The sequence below is a fragment of the Enhygromyxa salina genome (assembly GCF_002994615.1).
GTDB lineage: Bacteria > Myxococcota_A > Polyangia > Nannocystales > Nannocystaceae > Plesiocystis > Plesiocystis salina_A.
Genome location: NZ_PVNK01000204.1, coordinates 14,834 through 34,770, shown reverse-complemented (window position 1 = coordinate 34,770; position 19,937 = coordinate 14,834). Strand labels below are relative to the sequence as shown.

Annotated in this window: 16 protein-coding genes; 7 read left to right on the top strand and 9 right to left on the bottom strand. The window is 68.9% G+C overall.

The features are described from left to right. Window positions 1–129: 129 nt before the first annotated feature. On the top strand, window positions 130–2,061 hold the full coding sequence (locus tag ENSA5_RS23735; protein ID WP_106393972.1) for a hypothetical protein: 1,932 nt from the start codon (window positions 130–132) through the stop codon (window positions 2,059–2,061). Window positions 2,062–2,224: 163 nt separating this feature from the next. Here ENSA5_RS23735 and ENSA5_RS23730 read toward each other — a convergent pair whose 3' ends face one another. Genes ENSA5_RS23730 through ENSA5_RS23720 form a run of 3 tightly spaced genes read right to left on the bottom strand, consistent with a single transcriptional unit; the run spans window position 2,225 to window position 5,748 of the window. Further along, a complete protein-coding gene (locus tag ENSA5_RS23730) occupies window positions 2,225–3,208 on the bottom strand; it encodes a glycerophosphodiester phosphodiesterase family protein (protein ID WP_146156038.1) in 984 nt (327 codons plus the stop codon). A gap of 26 nt (window positions 3,209–3,234) precedes the next feature. Beyond that, window positions 3,235–3,963 carry a hypothetical protein gene (locus ENSA5_RS23725; RefSeq protein ID WP_106393970.1) on the bottom strand — a complete coding sequence of 243 codons (729 nt, stop codon included), beginning with the start codon at window positions 3,961–3,963 and terminating at the stop codon, window positions 3,235–3,237. A 33-nt stretch (window positions 3,964–3,996) separates the two neighbouring features. Next, window positions 3,997–5,748: a sensor histidine kinase gene (locus ENSA5_RS23720; protein WP_181198074.1), complete on the bottom strand. Its 1,752-nt coding sequence runs from the start codon at window positions 5,746–5,748 to the stop codon at window positions 3,997–3,999. Between the two features lie 78 nt (window positions 5,749–5,826). Between ENSA5_RS23720 and ENSA5_RS23715 the strand changes: the two genes are divergently transcribed. Beyond that, window positions 5,827–6,918: a hypothetical protein gene (locus tag ENSA5_RS23715; RefSeq protein WP_146156037.1), complete on the top strand. Its 1,092-nt coding sequence runs from the start codon at window positions 5,827–5,829 to the stop codon at window positions 6,916–6,918. 213 nt (window positions 6,919–7,131) lie between these two features. After that, window positions 7,132–7,866 carry an OmpA family protein gene (locus ENSA5_RS23710; protein WP_106393967.1) on the top strand — a complete coding sequence of 245 codons (735 nt, stop codon included), beginning with the start codon at window positions 7,132–7,134 and terminating at the stop codon, window positions 7,864–7,866. A gap of 90 nt (window positions 7,867–7,956) precedes the next feature. On the opposite strand, the gene ENSA5_RS23705 is transcribed toward ENSA5_RS23710, so the two are convergent. Next, on the bottom strand, window positions 7,957–8,973 hold the full coding sequence (locus tag ENSA5_RS23705) for an NAD-dependent epimerase/dehydratase family protein (protein ID WP_106394000.1): 1,017 nt from the start codon (window positions 8,971–8,973) through the stop codon (window positions 7,957–7,959). A 188-nt stretch (window positions 8,974–9,161) separates the two neighbouring features. Between ENSA5_RS23705 and ENSA5_RS23700 the strand changes: the two genes are divergently transcribed. After that, complete coding sequence (locus ENSA5_RS23700) at window positions 9,162–10,031, top strand: ribulose phosphate epimerase (protein WP_181198072.1); 870 nt, start codon at window positions 9,162–9,164, stop codon at window positions 10,029–10,031. Window positions 10,032–10,059: 28 nt separating this feature from the next. Here ENSA5_RS23700 and ENSA5_RS38135 read toward each other — a convergent pair whose 3' ends face one another. Beyond that, complete coding sequence (locus tag ENSA5_RS38135) at window positions 10,060–10,233, bottom strand: hypothetical protein (RefSeq protein ID WP_181198071.1); 174 nt, start codon at window positions 10,231–10,233, stop codon at window positions 10,060–10,062. Window positions 10,234–10,342: 109 nt separating this feature from the next. On the opposite strand from ENSA5_RS38135, the gene ENSA5_RS23695 reads away from it, so the two are divergent. Continuing rightward, window positions 10,343–11,614 carry an NTP/NDP exchange transporter gene (locus tag ENSA5_RS23695; protein WP_181198070.1) on the top strand — a complete coding sequence of 424 codons (1,272 nt, stop codon included), beginning with the start codon at window positions 10,343–10,345 and terminating at the stop codon, window positions 11,612–11,614. Window positions 11,615–11,918: 304 nt separating this feature from the next. Here ENSA5_RS23695 and ENSA5_RS23690 read toward each other — a convergent pair whose 3' ends face one another. The 4 genes from ENSA5_RS23690 to ENSA5_RS23675 form a co-directional block, all read right to left on the bottom strand. Then, window positions 11,919–12,140, bottom strand: coding sequence for a hypothetical protein (locus ENSA5_RS23690; RefSeq protein WP_106393964.1), 222 nt, complete (start codon window positions 12,138–12,140; stop codon window positions 11,919–11,921). 206 nt (window positions 12,141–12,346) lie between these two features. Continuing rightward, window positions 12,347–14,017, bottom strand: a complete 1,671-nt coding sequence (locus tag ENSA5_RS23685; RefSeq protein WP_106393963.1) for an FAD-binding oxidoreductase — start codon at window positions 14,015–14,017, stop codon at window positions 12,347–12,349. 110 nt (window positions 14,018–14,127) lie between these two features. Then, window positions 14,128–15,252, bottom strand: coding sequence for a DUF4215 domain-containing protein (locus ENSA5_RS23680; protein ID WP_106393962.1), 1,125 nt, complete (start codon window positions 15,250–15,252; stop codon window positions 14,128–14,130). 529 nt (window positions 15,253–15,781) lie between these two features. Continuing rightward, on the bottom strand, window positions 15,782–16,981 hold the full coding sequence (locus ENSA5_RS23675) for a hypothetical protein (RefSeq protein ID WP_106393961.1): 1,200 nt from the start codon (window positions 16,979–16,981) through the stop codon (window positions 15,782–15,784). 232 nt (window positions 16,982–17,213) lie between these two features. Here ENSA5_RS23675 and ftsW point away from each other — a divergent pair, with 232 nt between their 5' ends. After that, entirely contained in the window at window positions 17,214–18,395 is a 1,182-nt protein-coding gene (ftsW, locus tag ENSA5_RS23670; protein ID WP_181198069.1) for a putative lipid II flippase FtsW, read from the top strand. A 242-nt stretch (window positions 18,396–18,637) separates the two neighbouring features. Then, window positions 18,638–19,870 carry a DUF4215 domain-containing protein gene (locus tag ENSA5_RS23660; RefSeq protein WP_181198068.1) on the top strand — a complete coding sequence of 411 codons (1,233 nt, stop codon included), beginning with the start codon at window positions 18,638–18,640 and terminating at the stop codon, window positions 19,868–19,870. Window positions 19,871–19,937: the final 67 nt, after the last annotated feature.

Sequence of the window (19,937 nt, the reverse complement as noted above, 5' to 3'; positions counted from 1 at the left end):
GTCAACAATTCGGTCGCCCAGATCCAGATCCAGATCCAGAGCTCGAACCTCCTCGTCGGCATCCCCGTGACCTTCCCCGACGGGCAGGACCGCTGGTGAAGCCCAGCCACGCTGGTAGCCTGCGCGCACATGCACTGGACGAAGTTCTGCATCACGACGACCACCGCCGCGCTCGTGGCTTGTTCGCAACCGGCTGGGGACGGGACCGAAGCTGCTGAGTCAGCTGGCACCGAGTCGAGCGACACGGCGTCGACCGACGCCGACACGAGCACCACCTCGTCCGAGGACGGCACCGACACGAGCACGGGCACCGGCACCGACGGGGACACCGGCACCGACACCGACACCGACACCGACACCGACACCGACACCGACGGAGACATCGAGCTCGGTCCGCCCGTCGTCCGTGTGAACGTCGGCGGCCCGGCGATCGCGGACTTCCTCGCCGACGATGGCGACGACGCCGATCCCTCGCCCTATCGCTCCAGCCCGGACACCCAGATCCTCGCGCTCGACTCGGTCATGCCCGGGCCAACGGTGCCGGCCGAGCTGCCCCTCGAGGTCCTCGACAGCGCCCGCGTCGAGCCGCCCGCGCTCGCGGGCGGCACGGGCCAGCTGCGCTACACGCTGCCCGTCGAGCCTGGCCCCTACCAGCTGCGCCTGCACTTCTCCGGCCCGTCCGCGGGCTCGGGCACACGCCTGGCCCAGCTCGTCATCGACGGCGAGCCCGTCGGCGAGGTCCTGGATCTGTCGGCCCTCGTCGAGGGTGGCGCCGCCGCCAGCGTGGTGGTCGAGATCGAGGCTCAAGCGTGGCTCGACATCGAGCTCGTGGGTGTCCCCGGCAGCGAGATGCCGCTGCTGTCGGCCTTCGAGCTGTTTGGTGCGGGTGCGCTGCGCGACGGCCCGGATGGCGTGGTCTTTCACATCACCCCCGCTGGGGGCGGGACCGGTGCGAGCCTCGAAGACCCGGCCAGTTTGAGCCAGCTGCCGGGGCTGATCGCCGACGCCGAGCCCGGCGACGAGATCTGGATCCATGCAGGCATGGGCGACTACATGGTCAACTCAGAGCTGGGGATCAACGCTGGCGGCAGCGCCGACGCGCCGATCGTGATCCGCGGCGTCGGCGAAGACTGGCACGACACCGGCCGCCCGAACCTCGTCGGGACCCGCGCGGATCCGTGGACCCCCGAGGGCGCCACCGGGGGCACGGTGTTTCGGCTCCGGCCCGGCGCCGATCACCTGCGCTTCATCAACCTCGGCTTTGCCAACCAAGGCAACGGCGTGTGGCGAACCACGGGCAACCTCGAGGATCTGCAGATCGAGAACGTGGTCGCCCACAACGTCCACCGCCTGTTCGAGGACTACGCCGGCGGCGGCGAGACCGAGTCGACGATCACCGGCTTGGTCCTGAAAGACATCAGCGTCCGCGGCTACGCGCGGGCCGTCGCGCGGCTGCAGTACGAGACCCACGAGGTCCTCATCGAGGATGTCTTTGGTGACTCCGAGTCCCAGCAGTACGAGGCCTTCTCGACCGGGCTGACCTTCTACCAGTCCGCCCACGACGCGGTCGTGCGCCGCACCGTCATGCTCAATCATCGCCAACTCGACGTCGACGGCTACTGGAACGCGGACGGCTTCTCGAGCGAGCGCGGCAACACCGAGCTCGTGTTCGAAGACACCTTCGCCGCCGGCAACACCGACGGCGGCTACGATCTCAAGTCGACCCAGACCACGCTGATCCGGGCGATCGCGGTCGACAACAAGCGCAACTTTCGGTTCTGGGGCGAGGGCGAGCTCATCGACTGCGTGGGTCTCGACCCCAACAAGCGCGGCGGCTCGGGCACCCAGGCCCAGCTGCACGTGACCACTGGCGCGCAGCTGCAGGTCACCAACAGCCGGTTCGAGGACGACGCCGGCAACACGATCGTGTTCGACATCGACGAGGACGGAGTAGCGATCGTCACGGGCGGCTGCGCCGAGCACAACCCCGAGGCGACCTTGCAGACCGTCGAGATGGCCGCGTCCTTGGATCTCCAGGACGTCGCTCCGGAGTGCCCCTGAGCTGACCGGGGCCCCCAAGCGGGGGCCCCGGCGCCACGCTCGGGTCGGACGCAGATTCGCTGAAGATCTGCGCGTCGAAGCTGGCGCCGAGGTATTCTGACGGCGCGACTTCTGGTCATCGGCGCAGCATACACAACGCCGCGCGTTGTCCGCTACCCAATGCTCAGCCCCCGAGCAGGCTGTCGAGCAGGGCCGGGTCGTCGGTGATCAGCCCATCCACGCCGTAGCCGATCAGCTCTTCCATCAGCGGCTCGGTGTTGACCGTCCACGGGTGGACCTTGATCCCGTGGCCATGCGCGACGTCGACGAGCTCTTGATCCACGACCTCCCACGGGGCCTGGATGAACAGCGCGGGCGGCTCGTAGCCTGGCTCGGCGCCCATGCTGAACAGGTCGACCATCTCGGGGGCCGACATCGTGGTCACCTGGGCGGGGTCCTGGGCCCGGATCTCGTCGAGGGTGATCTGCTCGAAGCTCGCGAGGACCAGGCGCTCGCCGACGCCGTGGTCGGCGATGATCGGCAGCAGATCCGCGACGATCGAGGGCTCGGCCTGCTTGATCTCGATCATGTAGTACGCGTCGGGGAAGGCCTCGAAGACCTCCTCGAGCGTGGGGATCTGCAGGCCCATGCCGCGGTAGGGGTAGGTCTCGCCGCCGTCGGTCGTGAACGTGTACCCGGCATCGAGCATCCGCAGCTCGTCGAAGCTCATGTCCTTGATCGCGCCGCTGCCGTCGGTCGTGCGGTCGACGGTGTCGTCGTGCATGACCACGATGACGCCGTCGGAGCTGGCGTGGAGATCGAACTCGAGCACGTCGGCGCCGACGGCCAGGGCGTTCTCGAACGCGATCAGCGTGGCCTCGGGGCGCAGGCTGGCGCCGCCGCGGTGGGCGATGTTGAGCAGCTCGTCGGACAAGAACAGGTTGCCCGGGGGCTCACCGGTCTCGCCGGTCTCGGTCTCGCCGGTCTCGGTCTCCGTCTCGGCGCCGGTCTCGGTCTCGGTGCTCTCGCCCGTGGTCCCGCGCTCGTCGGTCGAGGCGTCCGTGCCGGTGTCGCCGTCGGCCGCCGACGCCTCGTCCCCGCCGCCGCACGCGAGCAGCCCCAGACACGAGCCCAGACACAAACTCAGGCCCAACGCGCGAAGCTGCATGCCCTCACGCTATCACTTCGGACCGATCAGGGCCCAGGCGGCACCGGGGTCGCCCCGAACATGACATCTTCGGTCTCGAGGTCCCCGTCACAGTTGGCGCTGTCGAGGCTCGTGTAGACCGTCGAGGGCTGGCCCTGGATGAAGAGCGTGCCGCAGCCGCCCGTACCGAACTCCTCGCCCGCTTCGCAGGGCTTGCAGATCGGCTTGGACCCGCCGGTGTCGCAGACGAAGGCCTCATCGCAGAAGAAGGACCGACAGAACTGATCCTGGACGTCCTGCCCGGCGATCTCGACGCCGCCGACCTTGGCGGGGTTGATCGCGGGGATGGCCTCGGTGGGATCGTCGCAGATGTTGTTGGCGTTGGCCTCGAGGCCCGCGTCACAGCCGTCGGGCCGGGGCGCACAACCACGCGTGCCCCGGTTCTCCTCGATGCAGCTGCCGTAGGCCGCCTTGGCCTCGTTGCTGGTCGCCGCATCGTAGGCCTCGGCGAAGGGGTGGTCGCCCGCGTAGGCCTCGGGGCTGCAGTTGACCTCGTCGTAGGCCGCGGCGCAGATCTTGTCGGAGTTCTCGGGCTGGCCCTCACCGAACACACACTGCGCGGTGTAGCGGGTGTCTTCGGGCTCCTTGCAGTCCTCGGTCGTGTTGCACCGGGTGACGCCGTCGTCATCTTCGTCGGGGACCAAGATGGCCGTGCAAGCGCTGATCGTGAAGCCGGCGAGCAACAAGGAGACGGGGGCGAAGCGGCGCATGGACATGTGGGGTTCCTGTGGACGGGGCCCTAGCGAGCCTCACGCCGAGTTTTCGGAGGATACGGACGCGGCCGGAGGATCGCAAGCGGGCAGCTCGAACTCGAATTTGGTGCCCTGCGGCCCGGTCGAGGCGAGCCGGACGGCGCCGCCGTGGTCGACGGCGATCTGCTGGACCATCGGCAAACCAAGCCCGGTTCCGTGGGTCTTGCTGGTCACGAAGGCCTCGAAGATGCGCTCGATGCCGCCCTGCTCGGGCACGGGGATGCCAGGGCCGCTGTCGCCGACAACCACGAGGGCCACGCCATCCTTACATACCAGCGAGACGACGATCGTCGCGGCCGCTTTGGCGGCGAGCGCGGACTTGGCCCCGGGCTCGCCGTCAAAGTCGTCGAGCAGATCCCCGACGTCCGCGCCCGCGTCGAGCGGATCTACCGCGACCTCGAGCACGGCCTCCTGAGCGTTGCGCAGCAGGTTGAGCAGCGCCTGGCGCAGCTGGCCGGCGTCGGCCTCGACCCAGACCGGCGCGCTCGGGAGCTCGCGGACGACCTCCACGCGGTTACGCTGGTGCTCCTGGGCCGTGAAATCGAGCAAGTCCGTGAGTTCGCGCCGGAGATCGACCTTGGCCATCTGCGGCTTGGGCCGGCGGGCGAAGCCGAGGTAGGCCTCGGTGATCTGCGTGAGCCGATCGACCTCGCTGCTGATCCGCGCGAGCAGCTGGCGGGCCTCGCCCACGCCCTCGGCCGCGCCGAGCGAGTCGATCTCGTCTTCGAGCAGCTCGGCGTTGAGCGCAACGCTCGACAGCGGGTTGCGGATCTCGTGGGTGATCTGCGCAGCGAGGCGGCCGATCGCGGCGAGCCGCTCACCGCGGAGCAGCCGACGCTCGCGCTCTTCGAGGGTCGCGGCCATGAGGTTGACCTCACGCGCGAGCCGGGCGACCTCGTCGTCCCGCTCGGGTCGCTCGCCGACCTCGATCCGCTCGCGCCACTCCCCGCGACCGATCCGGCGCACGCTCGGGGCCAGCCGCCGCAGCGGTCGCAGGGTCAAGATCACGAACAAGGTCGCGATCAGTGAGAAGATCGCGGCCAGGATCGTGATGATCAGCGCACGCTGCTCGGCCGCGCGACCGGCCTCCATGACCGTGTCGCGCTGACTTCGGACCGCGCCGTTGGCCTGGACCTCGAGCTCGGCGAAGCGGCGGCTGATCTCGGCCTGGTGCGGCGCGTCGGCCAGGACCTCGTTGACGGGCACGCCTTCATCGAGCGCTACGAGCTCTGCGAGCTTTGCGACCTGGCGATCGAGGGCCCGGACCTCGTCGAGCTGCTCGATGCCGCCGAGACGGTCGGGGTGCTGGAGGGCCTGCTCGAGCGGCGCGCGGACCTCGGCCACGAGCCGCGCGCGGAGCTCGAGGGCCTCCTCGAGGTTGAGCTCCTCGGCCCGGTCGAGCTGGGCCTCGGGGTTGCCGTGGCTGATCACGAAGCCCGCGATCCGCTGCGACTGGTTTTGTGCCCCGAGGAGCTTGGTCTGAAACGGGATGTACACCCCGGTCAGGAGGTCGAAATTGGCCCCCAACCCGCGGACCTGAGCACGGATGACCAGCGCGGCCGCCCCAGTTCCGAGGACCACGAGCACGACCAGAGCCACGATCCGCGCGGCCAGGCTCCCGCGGATCCGCAGCGGCGGCAGCTCGGGCACGGCGAGCGGAGCCTCGCCGGAGGCCGCTGCCCCACCGATCAGCTCGTCTTCAGGCGTGTCGTCGGTCTCGCCCAGAGCTCCCCTGCGCAACGATAGCACGGCAGGAGCCAAACCCTTTTCAGTCGCGACCGGACGTGTCACTTTGTCATGCCCGTCGAGCGCGACGGGACGACTCCCATGTTCCGCCGCCGCCTTTCATCCAGCCTCATCGCTTCTGTCACCGTCGCGGCTCTGCTCGCGGTCACGCCGGGCCTCGCCGAGGCCTCGACGCTCGATGACAAGACCACCTTCCTCGGAATGGAGGGCGAGGGCGACCACGTCGGCGCGCTCGCCGACGCGATCCGCTGGGACCTCAACCAGCGCGGCCTCGACGACGGCAACACCATGAGCCTCGCCGAGCTCAAGCTGACCATGGGCTGCGGCGACGACGATCTGGCCTGCTTCGCCCAGGGCGGCGCGACCCTCGGCTCGTCGGCGCTGGTGTTCGGCACCGTGATCAAGATCGGCGAAAACTACTTCGTCGAGCTCAAGTCACTCAACGTCGAGACCGGCGAGCTCAACAACAGGATCGAGCGGACGGTGCCCTTCCTCGCCTTCAGCGAGGCGGAGCTGGGCAAGACCGCGTCCTCGTTGATCGACGAACTCTACAAGATCGAGACGACCCCGACCGAGCCCGACATCCCCGACACCACCGACACCACCGACACCACCGACACCACCGAGGGCGTCGAGCCCGGCACCGACAACCCCGAGCCCGCCAACGGCGAGCTCGTGTGGGGCCCCTACTCGCCGCGGCCGACCTGGAAGTACGTGGGCGTCGGCGTCAGCGCTGCGTTCATGCTCGCCGGGCTCGGGACCGCGATCGGGACCACGGTCGCGATCAGCCCCGACGGTCCGATCCGCAAAGATCTGCTCGCGGCCGCCGCGGCGTCCCTCGACGACGGCAAGCCCAGCAACGACATCGATCCCAACAGCGACCAAGATCTGTGCGCCCTCGCCAAGACCCCGCCCGACCCGAACCGGCCCGACGAGGTCACCAACGCCGCCGTCACCGAGGTCTGCATCAAGGCCGACAACATGGCCGCGGCCGCGACCGTGGGCTGGATCGCAACCGGGGTGTTTGCGGCCTCGACGGTGCTGTTCACCACGCTGCTGTTCGTACACAAGAACGACGCGACCGTCGCGAAGCTGCGCGAGCACAAGCTCGGCCTCGGCGGCGCGCCGACGCCCGACGGCGGGTTCATGCTCGGCGGCTCGATCCGGTTCTGACCGCAGGCACTCGAGGTCACGCTCACCAACCTCTGGGTCGGTGGATCCCGAGTGCAGCTGCCCGCGCAATACTGGCAGGCTCTGGTCGCCGTCGGTCCGAAGCGCGTGGATGTGCCCGACGCCCCGGGTTTTGATCCACCGGTCCACCTGCCAAAGCGATCGTTCTTCGGCGAGCGACGACCATTCGGGCTCGGGTTCGCGTAGCCTACCCAAATGTTCCGCTCGTCCTTCCTTCTCGTCGCGTTGCTCTCGCTCGCGGGCTGTGTCGCGCAAGCCGAGTACGAAAGCGCGCTCACGGATCTCGACACCGCCCGCAAGGCCCACGCCGGGCTCCAGAGCGAGCTCGCCGCCTGTCACGACCAACTCGCGGCCGCCGAGTCCGACTTCGAAGCTCGGCTCGCCGACCAGCTCGCCGCGACCCAAGACGAGCTCGCCGAGCTTCGGCGCCAGCGCGAGGCGGCCGAGAAGCGGCTCGAGGCCTTCCGCCAACTCAACGAGAAGCTCGCCGAGCTGATCGCCGCGGGCGAGCTCGAGGTCTACGTCCGCAACGGCCTGCCCGTGATCGCCCTGCCCTCGGAGGTCCTGTTCGCCGTCGGCAAGGCCGAGCTGTCCAACAAGGGGCTCGAGTCGCTCGAGAAAGTCGGCGCCGCGCTCTCGTCGATGAAAGACCAGCGCATCCAGGTCTCGGGCCACACCGACAACCAGCCGACCAAGAAGTCGAAGTGGGCCGACAACTGGCAGCTCTCGACCGAGCGCGCCCTGACCGTGACCCGCTTTTTGATCGAGCAGGGGGTGGTCCCCGAGCACCTCAGCGCCGCGGGCTACGCCGAGTTCGACCCCGTGGCCAAGAACACCAAGACCGGGCGCAAGAAGAACCGCCGCATCGAGCTCGTGTTGTTGCCCGATCTGACCGAGCTGACGCCGATCATCGAAGACGCCGAGGACTGAGCCGCTCGACGAGGCACGCGGCGCCGTGGCCTCGACGACCACGCCTGGAGGCGGTCAGCGTTGCTGGCCGCGCGCGCGGCCAGACCTGGCTCACCCGCCCGAAGCTCGCCACGCCGCGAGCACCTCGGCCTCGCGCTCGGGCGCCAACCCGGCGCGGGGCTCCGCCCGGCGTTCGTCGGGCAGCTCGTTCCAGTACGCCAGCGTGTCGGTCATGGTCTCCTTGACGGAGCGAAAGCGCAGACCATCGGCGATCGCGCCCGAGGCGTCCACGGATCCGAGGCCGCCGAATTCTTCGTCCGTCGGCGGAACCCACACGGTCATGTGTACCCACGGCATGACCTCTCGCTCGGCCAGGAACGCGGCGGGGATCCACGTCAGCTCGGGCGCCGCCTCGCCCTCGCTCGCGAGCGCCTCGATTCCGGCCTCGAGCATCGCCGCCACGCTGAGCGTCTGCGCCGGGCCGACGGCGTTGTAGACCCTGGTCAGGCGGCGCTCGACGCAGTCGACCATGAACGCCGCGAGGTCGCGGGCGTCGATCAGCTGGACCGGATCGCTTGGTTCTCCGGGCGCGATCATCTCGCCGCCGCGGGCGATGCGGACCGGCCAGTAGGTGAAGCGGTCGGTCGGATCGCCCGGGCCGACGATCAACCCAGGCCGAATGATCGTGGTCTTGCCCGGCATCGCGGCCTCGGCCGCCTCCTCGCACAGGGCCTTGAGCGGGCCGTAGAAGGTCGGCAGCTCGTTGTTGCCTGGCTCCGGGTGCGGCGCGAGGGCGTCGGTTGTGGTGAGCCCGGCCTTGCCCTGATCGCGGTAGGCCGAGACGCTCGACACGAACAGGTACTGCCCGCTGGTCGCGAGCAGCGTGGCCGCAGCGCTGACGTGCTCGGGGATGTAGCCCGAGGTGTCGATGACGGCGTCGAAGCGGCGGCCCTCGAGCGCCGCGAGATCACCCGTACGCCGATCTCCGCGGAGCTTGTCGAGCTCGGGGAACAGGTGGGGGTTGGTCTTGCCCCGGTTGAACAGGGTCACGCTGTGGCCACGCGCGACCGCCTCGCGGACAAAGTGCGGGCCCAAAAAGCCGGTCCCGCCGAGGATCAGGATCGACATCGGGCCCGCGGGCTCGGGCGGCTTCGCGTTGGCCCTGACGCGCCTGCAGCCGGTACCCACGAGGAGCCCCAGCGAAGCCAGGGACAGCAACATGCGTCGTCGAGTCAGCGCCACGGCCGTCTGACCCGGGGTCGCTTCCGCAGGTTTCGTGAGCGCGAGCGCTTCATGGTTCCTGATACGATCGAGCCATGCGTCGCTTCGCCTCTCGTTGTGCTCCCGCCCTGCTCACGCTCGGTCTCGTCGCGTGCGGGTCGAGCCCTCAGACCGAGACGAGCTCGACCGGAGCCGAGGACACGACCGGCGACGGTGACGGCGACCCGGGTGACGGCGACGGCGACGGCGACCCGGGTGACGGCGACGGCGACGGCGACGGCGACACCGACGACGGCGCCGACATGCCGACGGGCCCCTGCGACTCGTTCGCGCAAGACTGCCCCGATGGTCAAAAGTGCGTGCCCTACTCGAGCGAGGGGGGGCCCGGGTGGGACGCCCACAAGTGCGTGCCCGTCCTCGGCGCGAACGCGGCGGGCGAGGCCTGCGTCTACGGTGGCCTCGTCGACTCGACCGACGACTGCGACGCCGACACCTTCTGCTGGAACACGATGGACATCGACGGCGAGCTCGTCGGGGTGTGCACGCCCTTTTGCCTCGGTGAGCCCGACGCTCCGATCTGCCCCGAGGGCTCGAGCTGCACGATCAGCGGTCAGGGCGTGGTCAACCTGTGCCTCGAGAGCTGCCACCCGCTGCTGCAAGGCTGCCTCGCCGAGAGCTCGTGTGTGTGGGGCGGGACAGATTTTTGGTGCGTGACGGGCTCGGGCAACGACGCCGGGTCCGGTGAGGAATGCGCGCTCGTCAACGACTGCGCCGTGGGCCTCGATTGCGTCGATAGCTCGGTGATCCCGGGCTGTCAGGGGGTGGGGTGCTGCGCGGACTATTGCGATATCACGGAGCCCGACACCTGCGAGCAGGCGATCCCGGGCACCCAGTGTACGGCCTTCTTCGCGATGGACGCCGCGCCCGAGGGCTATGAGGACGTCGGGCTCTGCGTCGCGGACTGAGCTCGGTCAGGCTTCCCGACGGGCGGCCTCACCACCAGATCCAGCCCCGCGGAGGGCTGCAGCCCAAGGACGATCCGCGCCTCGCGATGTCACGCAGCGCGGCCATCACGGCGTCGGCGGAACGATTGAGCTCGCGGAGCTCCTCGGGCGAGGAGCTCCCGCAGTCGCTCGTGACCAGGACGCCGAGCGCAGGCTCGCGCACTCGAGGTCCTCGGCCATGAGAGTCGAAAGTTTCGGAACTTCGTGAAACACCTCGGGATCGAAGCTGAGCGCCGCCGCAACTTCCCCGGCACCGGGCGGGTCCGAGCTTCGTGCTGCTGCGGCGGATCGCGGATCTTCGCCCGGGAGAGGGCCCGCGGGTGGTCCTCGCCGCGCTGTGGTTTTGCTGCCTGCTGACCACCAACTACACCCTGCGACCCCTCCGCGACGCGATGGCCGTGGCTGGCGGGGTCGAGGATCTTCACTGGCTGTTCACGGTGACCTTCCTGGTCATGCTCGCCGCGGTCCCGGTCTACGGCTTCGCGGTCGCGCGCTGCGGTCGCGCGCGCCTGGTCCCGCTCGTCCATCGCTTCTTCAGCCTCAACCTGCTGGTGTTCTTCGCGCTGATGCAGGGCTTCATCGGCGGCGGCAGCGAGGCGGTGCAATTGTGGACGGCGCGGGTCTTCTTCGTGTGGACCTCCGTGTTCAACCTGTTCGTGATCTCGCTGTTTTGGTCGGTGATGGCGGATCTGTTCTCGGGCAGCGACGCGCGCCGACTGTTCGGGCTGATCAGCGTCGGCGGCTCGATCGGCGCGATCGCGGGACCGACGATCGGCGGCGCGCTCTCACTGTGGCTGAGCCCGAGCTTGCTGCCGCTGGTCGGGGCCGCGCTGCTCGAGCTCTCGCTGGCTGCGATGCGGCGGCTGCCCCCGCGCGACCCAAGGACCCCCAACAACGAAGCCGAGGGCGCCCCGGTCGGCGGCAGCCCCTTCGCGGCGATCCCCGAGCTCCTGCGCTCGCCCACGCTCCTGGGCATCTGCGCCTACGTGCTCTTGCTGACCATGAGCTCGACGGTCCTGTACTTCATTCAGGCCCAGATCGTCGCGCTGAGCTTCACCGACGACGCCACGCGCACGGCCGTGTTCGCGGGCATCGATCTGAGCGTCAACTTGCTGTCCTTGCTCGCCCAGACCTTGCTGACCGGGCGCTTGATCCGGCGGATCGGGCTCGGCTGGTCGCTCGCGGTCCTGCCCTTGCTGTGCGCCCTGGGCTTCGTCGGCCTCGCGCTCGCGCCTGTGCTCGCGGTCCTGGTCGGGTTTCAGATCCTGCGCCGGGCCGGGAACTACGCCCTGTCGAGGCCGGCCCGGGAGGTCCTGTACACGAGCGTCGATCGCTCGCAGCGCTATCGAGCCAAGAGCTTGATCGACACCGTGGTCTACCGGGGCGGCGACGCGCTGACCGGCTGGGCGTTCGCGGGGTGCAAGGCGCTCGGGCTCGGGCTCGGGGGAATCGCGCTGCTTGCGGCCCCGCTCGCGGGGCTGTGGGCTGGCGTCGGGGCGCTGATCGGCCGCCGCGCGGACGCGAGCGAGCGGGCGACTGATTGATCGCAACAGCGCCGCCGCGCGCCCCGATCGAGAGAGGCTCGGCGGTGCTCGCCTCAGCTGGGAGAAACCGTCGATCGCTACCAGCTTGGGGTTGCCCGCCGGGGCCGGCCCGGTCTCGCGCCGGCGGTCAGCTCACTGGGGCTCGGTCATTGACAACCCAGCCGACCGGGCGAGGCCAAGCAACTCACGCATCGACGCGTTGGTCCGCTCGAGCCATGCGAGGCGCTCTGCCGGGCTCATGCACAGTGCAGCCCGCAGCTGAGCGACGCGGTGACTCTCCCAGCCCCACTCGTCTGACTCACGCTCAGTCTTCGTCGCTATCATCGCCAAAGCCCGCCAGGGTCTGCAAGTGTAGCAGATCATCGAGGTCGCGAGCACGGCCAGCCGCTCGCTTCATCTCAATCAGATCATCGAGTCCGATGACGGAGGCCGTCACCCCTCGCAGCGGGACCCGTACGCCCCGCGTGTAGACCGCCGCGAAGTCGAATGGTTCTTCGGCGAACAAGTCGACCGCGAAGCCCGGCATGTCCCATAGCCAAACGACTTACTATTCATAGCTCCAGAACCACTGGACACTCATGACCTGTCGGATTGTTCATTTTTTGGCTTGGCGGTGCATTGGATCGAGCATCGGCTGGAGGCGAGCCCCGTTAAGGGGGCGAATCCAAGCCCGCGCCGAGACCTGGACGAACCGGTCCTGCGGTGTTGGCCCACCAGCGCCTGACGCCGAGCTCAAACGAGCTTGCCCGGGTTCATGATCCCCTTCGGGTCGAGTTCGCCCTTGATCGCCTCGAGCAGCCGAACCCCGAGCTCGCCCTTCTCGGCCGCGAGCCACGGCCGATGATCACTCCCGACCCCGTGGTGGTGACTGATCGTCCCGCCATGCCCGATGATCGCCTCGCAGGCCGCGTTTTTGATCCCCTGCCACTGCCGCAGCTCGCTCCCGACCCCGGCCTGCGGAAACACGATCGTGAAGTACAGCGACGCCCCATCAAGGTACGCGTGCGACACGTGGGCCATGACCATGGCCCGCTCCCCGCCGCGCAGGGTCTCGTTCGCGGCGCTCGCGATCGCCTCACACACGGCCTTGTGGAGCCGGCGAATGTTCGACCACGCCGTCGAGGTCTCGAGCGTGTCCACGGCCACGCCGCGGTCGAGCAGCGGGTCGCGGATGTAGGGCAGCGCGAAGCGATCGCTGTACCAGGACTGACCCGCGCCACGCCCGAGCGGGATCCCGCGGTTGCGGCGGACGATCGCGTTGGTCCGGGCGTGGGCGACCTCGACCGCGCCGCGCTCGCCCTCGTGGCCGACGATCAACACGCAGCGCTGCGCGGCGTAGCCCATGGCCTCGAGCGCCTTTCCGGCGACGCGACGGGTGGTGCTCGGCGGCTTGCGAGCCCGGGTGAACTCGGCGAAGAAGCTGGTCTCTGATGGGTCCGAGAGGCGCACGGTCGCGACCGGAACCTCGGCCTGAACGAGCGCGCGCACGGCCTCGAGCCCGTGGGCGAAGTCGGGGAACAGGCACCCGCGGTAGTCGTGGACGCTCGGCGCCCGGTGGAGCTTGACGGTGGCCTCGGTGATGACCCCGAGCGCGCCCTCGCTGCCTGCCACGAGGTGGTTGAAGTCGGGCCCGGCCGCCGAGGCCGGGAACGAGCCAGTCCGCAGGACGCCCGTGGGCGTGGCGAGCTTGGCCCCGACGAGCCAGTGCTCGGCCTTGCCGTAGCGCCCCGACTGCTGGCCCGCGCCACGGGCCGCGATCCAGCCGCCGAGGGTCGAGAATTCGAAGGACTGCGGGTAGTGGCCAAGGGTGAAGCCCCGGGCCCCGAGCCGCTCCTCGAGCTCCGGGCCGTAGATCCCGGCCTCGAAGGTCGCCGTGTGCGAGGCCTCGTCGAGCTCGAGCAGCCGGTTCATGCGAGTGGTGTCGAGGGTCACGAGGCCCTCTCGCCCGGAGGCCGGATCGCCCGAGACTCCCCCGACCACGCTCGAGCCGCCGCCGTAAGGCACGACCGCGACCCCGGCCGTGTCGGCCCACGCGAGCACGGCCTGGACCTGCTCGGCGCGGGGATAGATGACCAGATCCGGGGCGGTCGCAACATCGCCCGCGCGCAGGAGCAGGAGGTCGTGATAGCTCTGGCCGCGGGCGTGGAAGGCCCGCTCGTAGCGGTCGCCGCGAACCCACTGATGTCCGACGATCCGCTCGAGCGCCGCGCGGGCGTCGGCGTCGAGGGTCGGCTCGGGCAACGCGAGCGAGTCGAGCGTGGCCGCCGGGCGCAGGTTAAACGCGTCGAGCCCGAGCTCGGCCCGCAGCCAGGCCCAGACCGCGTCGGCGTGCTCGCCAAACTCGAAGGCCTCGTCGTGCGAGCCCCAGCCGTTCCAACGCAGTGTCCGTCTGTCGAGCGCCATGGTTGGGGTCGAGCATAGCGCCGCGGACCGAGCCCGTGCAGTCTCGGCGACTCGGGTCGAGCGCAAAAGCTACGTCTCGCGCCCGGGCTCAGACGAGCCCACCGACCGCCTCAGAGCTGCTCGCACAGGTACTCGGCCCCGTGGCCCTGACTGTTGTCGAAGTCCGAGCCCCACTGGAGTCCGTCTTGGGTGATCGCGTGGGCTTCGGGGCAGCCATTGCTGGCGACCTCGCGCACGATCGTCCCGCTCGAGTAGCCGAGCGCGGCGCACAGCGCCTGGACCATGTCGATCTCGACCCCGTTGTTGACGCTGTCGGGGGCGTTGCACATGCCCAGCGGTCCGTTGCAGCAGCCCGTGTAGTTATTGGGCATGGTGTCGCCGCTCGCGTCGTTGGGGTCGACCATCGCGCGCAAGACCTGGTCCACCGAGGTTCCAAACTGCAAGGTGTGCGCGACCTCGTCGTAGTCGCAGTAGAACTCGCCCGGGTCGCAGCCGTCGGTCGCGCAGCCGATGTAGTGGAGCTGGCTGCCCGTGTAGGGCCGCAGATCCACGCCCTCGGCGTTTTCGCCCCAGACCGGCATGGTCGTATAGATGTCGTCGCAGGTGACCTCGGTGACCAGCTCGCAGCTGTTGGAGCACTCGTCGTTGTCGATCTCGTTGCCGTCGTCGCAAGCCTCGACGCCGATCTGAACGTATCCATCGCCGCAGGTCGCCGGCACGCACTTCGAGGTGCAGGCGTCGCTGTCGTCGAGGTTGCCGTCATCGCAAAGCTCGACATCCATCTGGATGAAACCGTCGCCGCAGGCCGCGCTCAGGCACAGGGTCGTGCAATCGTCGGTGTCGAACTCGTTTCCGTCGTCGCACTGCTCGTCGCCGTCGACGACGCCGTCTCCGCAGACTGGGGCGGGCTCGCCGTCGCCGTCTCCGTCGCCGTCTCCATCGCCGTCTCCATCGCTGTCTCCATCGGCATCTCCATCTCCATCGCTGTCTCCATCTCCATCTCCATCTCCATCTCCATCTCCATCTCCATCTCCATCTCCATCTCCATCTCCATCTCCATTTCCTTCTCCTTCTCCTTCGTCTTCGTCATCGTCATCGTCTCCATCTCCATCTCCATCATCGGTCGTTTCGGCACTCAGCGTCTCGTCTTCGCCAACCGCCGTGAAGTCCTCGGTACATCCGATCCCAGCCGCGAACAGCAGGATCGTGAAAGCCGATAAAATGTCCCCACGCATCTCATTATTTCTATGGCAATTCCCGGATCAATCACCTTAATTGGCCGCGCAAGATCTTCATTCACTCGTCGGGATCACCCGAGCGCGAGGTTCCGCGCCTGAATGCCATGCGCAGGCCGGACCCGACCAGCAGCAACGCCACGCCCACGCTCACGATATGAACATCGACGAAGGACGTTGACGGCGTCGAGCCCGGCGGGCAGACCCCATGACCACGACCCCGAGCAGGGCGAGCTCGCGTTCGTGCATGAGTCGCAGCCTGAACCCACGCGTCGACGTCGACAATGAGCGAAAGTGCCCAGAGCTCGCCGCCTTGGACCCGACGGAATTCGGCCCCAAGTCATCCGGCGCGGGTCGGCACGCACATCGGGGTGCTCACCATCAGCCCCGGGCCTGCTCGAGCACGAACGCTTCCGGCGGAATTAGAGCCCACTGTTGCCGCTGCTGCCAGCGGAGCTTGAACATCCCGAGGCCGCCACCCGCCCCGAGATCCTGCCCGACTGGGCCCGCGCCGACACCAACAGGCGGCTCAGGGCGGAGTCCCCAGCGGCACGCGCTCGCAGCTTTGCTCGCCCCAGTCGAGCAGCGCGCCGTGGTCGATCACGTCGAAGTCGATCGGCCGCAGCGCGACGAGATCCTGCGGCGCGAGCAGCCCGTCCCACTTGTTGTCCGTGAAGCGATCGCTTTGCCCGGTCAGCGCGATCTGTCCGCCATCAGCGAGGAACATGCCGTACTGCTGCAGGGCCCGGGCGACCACCTTGGCCCCCTCGCTCGGCAGATCGTCGATCGGATAGTCGCCGCGCAGGCGCAGGTGGACGCCGTAGGGCGGCGCCTCGACCGGCCCCGAGGTCGCGCCCGTGCTGTGGGTCGCGGGCGGCGAGTAGATGAGCTCACGAATGTGGGCGTTGGGCAAGATAAAGCGGATCGCGTGATCGATCGATCCGCTCGCGACCTCGTCGGCGGTGAACAAGAGCGGCGCGATCGGGAACCCGGCCGCGTCGGCGCTGGTGCAGCCCTGCCCGCGCCCCTCGTCGCCGTAGACCACGCTCATGTCCCAGACCGCGAGGCAGCCCCCGAAGAACTCGCCCCCAGGCCCACCGATGATGTTGGCGCGCCACATCTCGTAGAGCAGGTTCTCGTCGCGGGCGGCGACGATCAGGTGGCAGTCGCCGTCGCTGACGCACTCGTAGCCGGCCTCCCCCTCGATCGCGCCGACCTCGGGCACGGGCATCTCGACGTAGTCACAGTCGGGCGTATAAAAGGCGCCCGTCGCCTCGAAGCTGCGGCGCGGGGTGTCGGCGTCGGCCTCGAGCACCTCGAGCGAGAAGTCGATCTGGAACTTGTCGTTGTTGCCCCACCCGGCCTGCTCGAGCCAGGCGGCGATGGTGTCCGAGTCTGCCGTGGTCGCGGCGTCGGTGATGTCCTGGCACCAGACCGCGTCGGCCGGGAAGTAGCCCGCGCACGCGGGCAGGTCGCCGTCGCCGTCGCCCGAGTCGCCGTCGCCGTCGCCCGAGTCTCCGTCGCCACTGTCGCCGTCGCCGTCGCCCGAGTCGCCGTCACCGTCTCCGCTGTCGCCGTCCCCGTCGCCCGAGTCACCGTCTCCGTCTCCGTCACCGTCTCCAACGGTCTCGCTGTCCCCGGCGCCATCGCCGGAGCCGCTCGTGCAGCTCGGGCCCACGGCCAAGACCAGGGCGATCGTCGTGAAGAACACGGGGCATCGGCAGTTCATGGCGCCGACCATAGCCCGCCGCGCGTGGATCCGTGCGCGCTCCCCCCTCGCACAACCAAGCGCGACCACACGAACGGCCCCCCGCCCCCCGCCGAGCGCCGCTTTTTTGGATGCTCGCGCGAACCGTGCTTCGGTCGGCACAGTGTCGGAGACCGCCACGAAGGCACCGCCAAAGCCGGCCCAGTCCCCCGCGAGCGATCGTCGCGGGCGGCGGGGTGGCGTCGATCAAGCCATGGATCCGTGGCTCTTCTTCGCGGCCCTCGCGCTCGGCTGCGTCGGCCTGGTCATGGTCTACAGCTCCAGCGGATGGCTCGGCAGCCGGACCGCGGGCTCGTGGGAGTACTTCCTGCGCCGCCAGGCGGTCTTCTTCGCGCTCGGCATCGGCGTGATGCTGACGGTCAGCCGCGTCGACTACCGCGTGCTTCGCCGCTTCGCCCCGCACCTGATGGGCTTCGCGGCCTTCCTCTTGATCCTGGTCTTGTTCGTGTCCGAGGACATCAACGGCGCGCGCCGCTGGATCGACCTCGGGCCGGTCCACATGCAGCCCTCGGAGGTCGCCAAGATCGCCCTCGCCGTGTTCCTGGCCGCGACCCTGGCCCGGCGCGGCGAGCAGATCCGCAGCTTCAAGACCGGCTTCTTGCCGCCGATGATCGCCGCGTGCGGGACGATGCTCTTGGTCTTGATGGAGAAGGACCTCGGGACCACGGTCCTGCTCGGCAGCCTCAGCCTGATCCTGCTCTACGTCGCCGGGACTCGGGCGAGTTGGGTGCTCGCGGCGATCATGGTCGCGGCCCCGCTGGCCTGGTCGCAGATCGTCAACGTCGGCTACCGACGCGAGCGGGTCGAGAGCTTCTTGTCGGGCGACGACTACCAGGTCGAGCAGGGCCTGATCGCTATCGGCTCGGGCGGGCCCTTTGGGCTCGGGCTTGGCAACGGGCGCCAGAAGCTGGGCTTCTTGCCCGAGAACCATACCGATTTCATTTTGGCCACGATCGGCGAGGAGCTGGGCGTGGTCGGGATCTTCGCCGTGATCGGGCTGTTCGCGCTGCTGGTCTGGCGCGGGCTCGTCGTCGCGCGCCAGGCCCAGGACCGCTTCGGGACCTATCTAGCGATCGGGCTCTCGGCCCTGTTTGGGATGCAGGCGCTGATCAACATGGCCGTCGTGCTCTCGGTCATGCCGGCCAAGGGCATCACCTTGCCCTTCGTCAGCTACGGCGGCTCGAGCTTGTTGGTCTCGATGGCCTCGATCGGCGTCTTGTTGTCGATCTCGCGCCGACCCGAGCCGTGGGCGATCAGCAACATGCGCGGGCGCAGGCGCGAACCCAAAGCGCGCCAGCGCAAACGAGTGAGCCAGGCGCCGGGCCGGGATCCTCGCGGCGTCCGGCCCAACGTCCGCAAGCCCGCCCCGACCTGAGCGCGTCGGCACGAGTGCCCGAGGTCGGCTAGCACCACGTGCCCCGGGGTGGGATCCTTCCCATCCGCGGCCCCGACCTGCGCGCCCAGCACAATTCGCATTGTCGGCAGCCGGTGACTGTGCTGACCACACCTATCCATCGCGAAAGCTCGAAAACGCGAGTTGACATTCCGCATTTTCGCCCGCAACACTGAGCGCAGATGCGCGCGCTCCGATTCAATACACTACTTTTCGTCGCAGGCTTGGCGGCACCGCTGGCGTTGGCCGGGTGTTCCGGCGACGACGTCGCTACCGGCGACACCTTCAACGAGACCTCCGGCGACGGCGACGGCGACTCCGGAGACGGCGACGGCGACCCTGGCGACGGCGACGGCGACCCTGGCGACGGCGACGGCGACACCGGGGACGGGGACGGCGACACCGGAGACGGGGACGGCGACACCGGAGACGGAGACGGCGACACCGGGGACGGCGACACCGGCGGGGTCTGCGGTGACGGCGTGGTCAACGGTGACGAGGAGTGCGACGACGGCAACCCCGACGACACCGACGAGTGCCTGAGCTCCTGCCTCCTCGCCACCTGCGGTGACGGGATCATCTGGGAGGGCAACGAGGAGTGCGACGACGGCAACCCAGAGGATGGCGACGAGTGCACCAACGCGTGCACGAGCGCGGTCTGTGGCGACGGCGCGGTCCAAGCGGGCGTCGAGGAGTGCGACGACGGCAACGACATCTCCACCGACGACTGCACCACCGACTGCGTGGCCGCGACCTGCGGTGACGGGATCATCTGGGAGGGCAACGAGGAGTGTGACGACGGCAACGACGTCTCCACCGACGACTGCACCGCCGACTGCGCCGCCGCGAGCTGCGGCGACGCCTACGTCTGGGAGGGCAACGAGGCCTGCGACGACGGCGTCAACGACGGCATGTACGGCGGCTGCGAGATGGACTGCCAGGCGCTCGCAGCCTACTGCGGCGACGGCAACGTCGACATGATGGAAGAGTGCGACGACGGCAACGACATCGACGACGACGGCTGCGCCAACGACTGCACGGCGCCGCCATGCGGCAACAACTGCTTCGCGGAAGAGGGCTGCCTCACCGAGGGCGGCCGCTGCATCCGCCTGACCTGCACCCAAGCCGACAACAGCGCGACGGTCTGTGACAGCTGCATGGGCTGGAGCCAGGTCACCTACCAAAACTGGCTGAACGACGGGTACTGCGAAGACGTCATCGCCACCTACCGCGACCTGTACGACCACGCGACGATGTGCGGTAATTCCAACCTGGAGTGCTGCGCGAACGAGATGGACTGCAGCGCGGGCAGCGACAACGCGTGGCACTTCCACAACGGTCAGAGCAACTACTACACCGGCCCCTGCCTCGGTTGTCAGGTCGACGCCAACTGCACGTACTGGAACAACGCGACCTCGGGCACCTACAGCCGCCTGACCGCCTGCGAAGCACCCTAGCAGCCCGGGCTGCTAGCACCCCGGGCTGCTAGCCTCGCTTCGAATTCGGCGTGAACAGGCCGGGGTT

Bases quoted from the DNA above. Each gene is read 5' to 3' on its own strand.
- ENSA5_RS23730 (WP_146156038.1), bottom strand. From the start codon at position 3,208: ATGCAGCTTCGCGCGTTGGGCCTGAGTTTGTGTCTGGGCTCGTGTCTG.
- ENSA5_RS23700 (WP_181198072.1), top strand. From the start codon at position 9,162: ATGCGTCGCTTCGCCTCTCGTTGTGCTCCCGCCCTGCTCACGCTCGGT.
- ENSA5_RS23690 (WP_106393964.1), bottom strand. From the start codon at position 12,140: ATGCCGGGCTTCGCGGTCGACTTGTTCGCCGAAGAACCATTCGACTTC.
- ENSA5_RS23725 (WP_106393970.1), bottom strand. From the start codon at position 3,963: ATGTCCATGCGCCGCTTCGCCCCCGTCTCCTTGTTGCTCGCCGGCTTC.
- ENSA5_RS23735 (WP_106393972.1), top strand. From the start codon at position 130: ATGCACTGGACGAAGTTCTGCATCACGACGACCACCGCCGCGCTCGTG.
- ENSA5_RS23710 (WP_106393967.1), top strand. From the start codon at position 7,132: ATGTTCCGCTCGTCCTTCCTTCTCGTCGCGTTGCTCTCGCTCGCGGGC.
- ENSA5_RS23680 (WP_106393962.1), bottom strand. From the start codon at position 15,252: ATGCGTGGGGACATTTTATCGGCTTTCACGATCCTGCTGTTCGCGGCT.
- ftsW (WP_181198069.1), top strand. From the start codon at position 17,214: ATGGATCCGTGGCTCTTCTTCGCGGCCCTCGCGCTCGGCTGCGTCGGC.
- ENSA5_RS23705 (WP_106394000.1), bottom strand. From the start codon at position 8,973: ATGTCGATCCTGATCCTCGGCGGGACCGGCTTTTTGGGCCCGCACTTT.
- ENSA5_RS23715 (WP_146156037.1), top strand. From the start codon at position 5,827: ATGTTCCGCCGCCGCCTTTCATCCAGCCTCATCGCTTCTGTCACCGTC.
- ENSA5_RS23685 (WP_106393963.1), bottom strand. From the start codon at position 14,017: ATGGCGCTCGACAGACGGACACTGCGTTGGAACGGCTGGGGCTCGCAC.
- ENSA5_RS23675 (WP_106393961.1), bottom strand. From the start codon at position 16,981: ATGAACTGCCGATGCCCCGTGTTCTTCACGACGATCGCCCTGGTCTTG.